The following is a 6,000-nucleotide window of genomic DNA, read 5'->3' as shown; positions in this document are numbered from 1 at the left end:
TGCATGGCCCGTAATCGGCATCTGGTTCACATCCTTGGGTGTATCCACCATGGCATTCAACCTCAACGGATTCAACTTCAACCAATCAGTTGTAGATGCTCAAGGACATGGCATCAACACCTGGGCTGACATCATCAACCGCGCTAACCTCGGGATGGAAGTAATGCACGAAAGAAATGCACACAACTTCCCATTAGACTTAGCTGCTGGTGAATCTACTCCTGTTGCTTTAACTGCTCCTGCTATCAACGGTTAATATCCGCTTGATTTGAGAGACTTAAAAACCCCATCAATAGTGATGGGGTTTTTGGATTAAATCCCCTCCGCGGAGGGGATTTTTATGCGGAGATTTAAGGATAGAAGCTCATCTGAGGTAGTCCGAGGGTTTCATCCCAACCCATCATCGCATTGAGACACTGAATCGCTTGTCCGGCTTGACCTTTAATTAGATTATCGATCGCCGAAATCACAATTACTCGCCCGGTGCGAACGTCAACTTCTAGCCCGATGAAGCAAAGATTGGTTCCTGCTGCCCATTTTGTCTGGGGATAAACGCCACCGTCTAAGATTCTCACAAATGGTGAGGAGCGATAGAAAGCTTTGTAAATGGTAATCAAGTCCTCTGTCACCAATCCAGGGTCACGGATCGTCGCATAGACGGTGCTGAGGATGCCCCGCACCATTGGAATTAGATGGGGTGTAAACTGAACTTTGACCTCGTGACTGGCAAGATCGCTGCACACTTGTTCAATTTCGGGGGTATGGCGATGTCCGGCGACGCTGTAGGCGGTGAGACTATTATCGGCTTCGGCGAGTAAGAGGTGGGTTTTGGCTTGTCTACCGCCCCCAGATGTGCCGGATTTGGCATCGACGATCGCGGTATCTGCGTCGATTAAACCTTGTTTGAGCAGGGGCGAGAGGGCGAGGAGACTGGCGGTAGGATAACAACCAGGACAGCCGACTAGCTTCGCATTTCTGAGCTTGGCGCGATAGAGTTCGGGCAAGCCATAGACAGCCTGTGCTGCTGTTTCTCGGTCGACTCGAGGGATCTTATACCATTGAGTATATACGTCCAAATCTGTAAACCGATAGTCTGCCGATAAGTCTAAGACGAGACAACCTTTGGCGATTAATTTTGGTGCTAGTTCGCAGGCTAACCCGTTGGGGAGCGCGAGGAAAACCGCCTTGCAGCGGGAAGCAATGATATCGACATCGATGGGTTCGATCGATAAATTCACGGCGTGAGCCAGATGTGGATAGAGATCTCCAAACTTTTTACCTGCGCTACTAGCTCCACCCAAATAGGCAATTTCGATCGCGGGATGATCTTGCAATAAGCGCACTAACTGAACACCGCCATAACCTGACGCACCGACGATCCCAACTTGAAGACGTTCGATCTGCTCACCCATGAATGTTATGACCTATATAATAAAGTTAGCACCATCAATATGGTGATAAATGCAAACTAGTTCAACTCCCAATTCCAAACTAACTTTGAATTTGGCGATTCGGTGAGGTAGAGATTTCCTCAACATCAGCGGATCGAGCTGGAGTTTTGAATTTTGAATTGCTTTGACGGACTATATAGTTTACCAACATTTTACCGATCTGTGATAGCAACTTCTTCTACTGACCCGTCCAATTTTGAGTTTGACACGATCGATACCGCCCTGTTAGACTTCGCAGCAGGCAAAATGGTCGTGGTAGTAGATGATGAAAATCGAGAGAATGAGGGCGATCTGATTTGTGCAGCACAGACGGTGACAGCCTCTAGCATTAATTTCATGGCTGTCAATGCCAGAGGCTTAATTTGTCTGGCAATGACGGGCGACAGGTTGGATCGATTGGATTTACCATTGATGGTATCGAATAATACCGACCCCAATCAAACCGCCTTTACCGTCAGTATCGATGCTAGTCCACAGTTGGGAGTCACGACTGGAATTTCTGCCGACGATCGCACCCGCACCATTCAACTCGCGATCGATCCCAATACTCAACCAGCAGATCTCCGCCGTCCTGGTCACATCTTCCCCTTACGGGCGCAAGAAGGGGGTGTATTGAAGCGAGCTGGACATACTGAAGCAGCAGTAGATTTGGCAAGGCTGGCGGGCTTATTACCAGCGGGAGTAATCTGTGAGATTCAGAATCTTGATGGTTCGATGGCGAGACTCCCAGATTTAATTGCTTATGCTCAAACCCATAGTCTGAAAATTATCAGTATTGCCGATCTGATTAGCTACCGTCTCCGACACGACAGATTCGTCCATCGTGACGCAGTGACTAAGCTACCCAGCCAATTTGGGCAGTTCCAGATCTACGGTTATCGCAATCTATTAGATGATACAGAGACTGTAGCAATTGTCAAGGGCAATCCGGCTGATTTTGTCGGCAAACCTGTAATGGTGCGGATGCACTCCGAATGTTTGACAGGCGACGCGCTCGGTTCGCTCCGGTGCGACTGTCAGCTCCAACTCCAAGCCGCCCTGAAAATGATTGAAAATGCTGGGGCGGGCGTGGTTGTCTACCTGCGTCAAGAAGGGCGCGGAATTGGCTTGATTAATAAACTCAAAGCTTATTCTCTCCAAGATTTGGGACTAGATACAGTCGAAGCGAATAATCGTCTCGGCTTCCCCGCCGATTTACGCAATTATGGCGTAGGTGCTCAGGTGCTCAACGATTTGGGCATCAGTAAAATTCGGTTAATTACCAATAACCCGCGCAAAATTGCCGGACTTAAAGGCTACGGCTTGGAAATCGTCGAGCGAGTCCCGTTATTAATCGAGGCTACCGACTACAATAGTACTTACTTGGCAACAAAAGCCGAAAAACTCGGTCACATGCTGCTGCAAACCTATCTGATTGCAGTGGGGATTACCTGGAATGAAGAGCCATTAGATGTGACCGCACGATACGATCGATTGGATAAATTACGTCATCTGGCTCATGCTAATAATGTATTATTAAAAGAGGAAGCTAGACCTGTCGGGACCGCTTTATTTGGCACACCTTCACTCACATTTCATCTCGGATTCGACCGAGCCAATCTAGCCGTTGAAGGCTGGTACCGCGATCGCAACCACCCATATGTCCAAGCGATTGTTAGAATATTAGATGAGATCGCCATCATGCCCCAAGTCAATCGTCTAGAATTTCTAGTTGCCAATGGACAAGATCCACTGACTGGACTACAAATGCAACTCGATCGACAAACCTACTCCATATCCCAATTACCTTCTAGTATTAGTTCGGAATTGGAACTTCATGCGATCTATAGCTTCAAAGCATAAATAGCCGATCTTAATTATTTAATAGCTAATAAAATGAACCGCCATTTATACATCTATTGTGTGTTAATCCAACTAGCGATCGTTCCTGCCGCTGATGCTTATAGTCAAGCAGATGTGAACAATCTATTGGCTAGTAATAAATGTGTTGGCTGCGATCTTAGCGGTGTGGATCTCAGTCGCAAACAGTTAGTAAATGCCGATCTTCAAGCGTCAAACCTCGTCGGGGCAAATTTGACAGGGGCAAATCTCTCTGGAGCTAATCTTAGTGGAGCCAATCTGACGGGGGCAACTTTCACCAGTGCTAATTTTACTCAAGCACTATTGAAATCAGCAAATCTAATTGATGTCAAATTTACCAGCACCAACCTCACGCGGACAAATCTGTCCTATGCTAATTTAGTCAATACTACCTTTAAAAGTGCCATCCTCGCAAACACCAATCTATCTGGTGCCAATTTAGCACTAGCAGATTTTACAGGTGCTAATCTCAGTAGTACTTCTTTAGCTAGTGCTAATCTCACTGGGGCTAGAGGCGTTAGTTCCGCCCCCACTCCTGCGTTTTCCGCACCTCCGACCCAGGAGAGTGCGCCAACACCTAGCCCAATCAGAAAAATTAACCCTCAAGATCTACCCGATCTTGAAGAAAGTAGTCCCGTCTTTCGTCGTCCGCGCATCTATCGGATTCCACCAGGGTTAGGTCGTCCCCAACGATTGGAATCTGGTGGTACACGAACCAAACCAGAACCAGTTAGTACTCCAGCACCAGTTGATGCTTTTTAACTGGTAGCCTGCTCGATCTATTTTAATTTTTCTAATAATATCGATCGATTAGCAACCACCCACTTAGGGCAGATAAAGCTGGACAATATCGTACTGAATTGATAACACCGATTAATGACGGTCTATTCATGTTTCAAAATGTTTGAAATATTAGTACAGTAGTGAATCCCGATCGATATCGGACATACTGTCTTGACCTGCTGAATATGTCAGACTAGTAGAATAGATTTCACATAGCTCGATCTACTAGCCTGACGAAAGATGATTACGAACTATATTGCGACAATTCTCCGGAGCAGTAATCCAGGAGATCCCGTTACGGTGCGGGGATGGATTCGGAGTAAGCGGGAAGCCAAGGAATTTGCCTTTATAGATGTCAATGATGGCTCTTGTCTGGCAAATATTCAGGTGGTGATCGACAAAGATGTCCCTGACTATACGACCATCCTCAAACAGATTAACACGGGTGCCTCGATCGAAATCGTCGGCGAATTGGTAACATCGCCAGCCAAAGGACAGCGTGTAGAAGTAAAAGCTAGTCAGGTCAAAGTATACGGCGAAGCAGATCCCGAAACCTACCCCCTTCAGAAAAAACGCCATTCCTTTGAATTCTTACGCGATATCGGTCACTTGCGATCGCGTACAAATACGCTCAGTGCAGTATTTCGAGTGCGAAATGCCTGTGCAGCCGCAATTCACCAGTTTTTCCAAGAACGGGGTTTCCTCTGGGTGCATACGCCGATTATTAGCGCGAGTGACTGCGAAGGTGCGGGCGAGATGTTTAATGTCACCACCCTCAATCTCAAAAATATCCCCTTAACCCCAGATCGGGAGATCGACTATAGCCAAGATTTCTTCGGTAAGGCGGCATATTTGACCGTCAGCGGCCAATTGGAAGCCGAAGTGATGGCAATGGCATTTAGCAATGTTTACACCTTTGGGCCGACTTTTCGCGCCGAAAATTCTAATACTTCTCGTCACCTAGCTGAATTTTGGATGATCGAGCCAGAGATGGCATTTTGCGATCTGCTCGAAGATATGGATCTTGCCGAAACATTTCTCCAGTATGTATTCAAATACGTGATGGAACATTGTCAAGCAGACATGGAATTCTTCAACGAGCGGATCGATAAATCGGTCTTAGCAACAGCCGAGAATATTATTAATAATCAATTTGAGCGTCTAACTTATACTAACGCGATCGCCCTGCTAGAAAAGTCAGGACAAAAGTTTGACTATCCCGTCAGTTGGGGACTAGATCTTCAATCCGAACACGAACGCTATTTAGCCGAGACGGTTTTTAAAAAACCAGTCATCCTCACCGATTATCCCGTCGAGATCAAGTCCTTCTACATGCGGCTCAATGACGATGGCAAAACCGTTGCAGCAATGGATATTTTGGCTCCAAACATTGGCGAAATCATTGGCGGCTCCCAACGGGAAGAACGGCTCGATGTCCTCGAACAGCGACTGATCTCGCAGGGATTAAATCCTGCCGATTACTGGTGGTATCTAGATCTCCGCCGCTACGGTACCGTTCCTCATGCTGGCTTTGGCTTGGGATTTGAACGATTGGTACAATTTATGACCGGCATGACCAATATCCGTGACGTAATTCCGTTCCCCCGCGCACCATTAACTGTGGAATTTTAAGTAGAGGATAGGGGATAGGGAATAGGAAAAATGCAAGTATTTTTCCTACTCCCTATTGCACTAGTACTAAGCGGCGCAAGTTCAGCTACCATCTCCCATCTCTTCTCGAAATAGTCCTAGATTTACGCCACTCAGTACTAGTAACTTATGACTCTGGTTAATTAATAGAAGTCCGATCCCTTTCCAGTAATACCCCCTACCCTCTGCCCCCAATCCCCTATACCCAATACCCTATTTGTGATGGAACCTGTTATAGTGAATCCTCAGCCTCAAT

The 6,000-nt window shown here is 46.7% G+C and carries 4 protein-coding genes and 1 pseudogene; 4 read left to right on the top strand and 1 reads right to left on the bottom strand.

All coding sequences use genetic code 11. The features are described from left to right. Positions 1–256: pseudogene (locus RMO55_RS21245) on the top strand (photosystem II q(b) protein); the annotation flags it as partial. Positions 257–350: 94 nt separating this feature from the next. Here the strand turns inward: RMO55_RS21245 and argC are convergent. Then, positions 351–1,412, bottom strand: coding sequence for an N-acetyl-gamma-glutamyl-phosphate reductase (gene argC, locus RMO55_RS21240; protein ID WP_310430065.1), 1,062 nt, complete (start codon positions 1,410–1,412; stop codon positions 351–353). A gap of 201 nt (positions 1,413–1,613) precedes the next feature. On the opposite strand from argC, the gene ribBA reads away from it, so the two are divergent. From ribBA to asnS, 3 genes are all read left to right on the top strand, one after another. Continuing rightward, positions 1,614–3,293 (top strand): bifunctional 3,4-dihydroxy-2-butanone-4-phosphate synthase/GTP cyclohydrolase II, encoded by a 1,680-nt coding sequence (gene ribBA, locus RMO55_RS21235; RefSeq protein WP_310430063.1) that lies wholly within the window; start codon positions 1,614–1,616, stop codon positions 3,291–3,293. A 33-nt stretch (positions 3,294–3,326) separates the two neighbouring features. Beyond that, a complete protein-coding gene (locus RMO55_RS21230; RefSeq protein ID WP_310430061.1) occupies positions 3,327–4,073 on the top strand; it encodes a pentapeptide repeat-containing protein in 747 nt (248 codons plus the stop codon). Between the two features lie 261 nt (positions 4,074–4,334). Further along, positions 4,335–5,726 (top strand): asparagine--tRNA ligase, encoded by a 1,392-nt coding sequence (asnS, locus tag RMO55_RS21225; protein ID WP_310430059.1) that lies wholly within the window; start codon positions 4,335–4,337, stop codon positions 5,724–5,726. The last annotated feature ends 274 nt before the right edge of the window (positions 5,727–6,000 follow it).

Origin of the sequence: Chamaesiphon sp. VAR_48_metabat_135_sub, assembly GCF_031418915.1 — a bacterium.
Taxonomy (GTDB): domain Bacteria; phylum Cyanobacteriota; class Cyanobacteriia; order Cyanobacteriales; family Chamaesiphonaceae; genus Chamaesiphon.
Note: the sequence above shows the minus strand (reverse complement) of the source record. Positions and strands in the feature narration are given on the sequence as shown.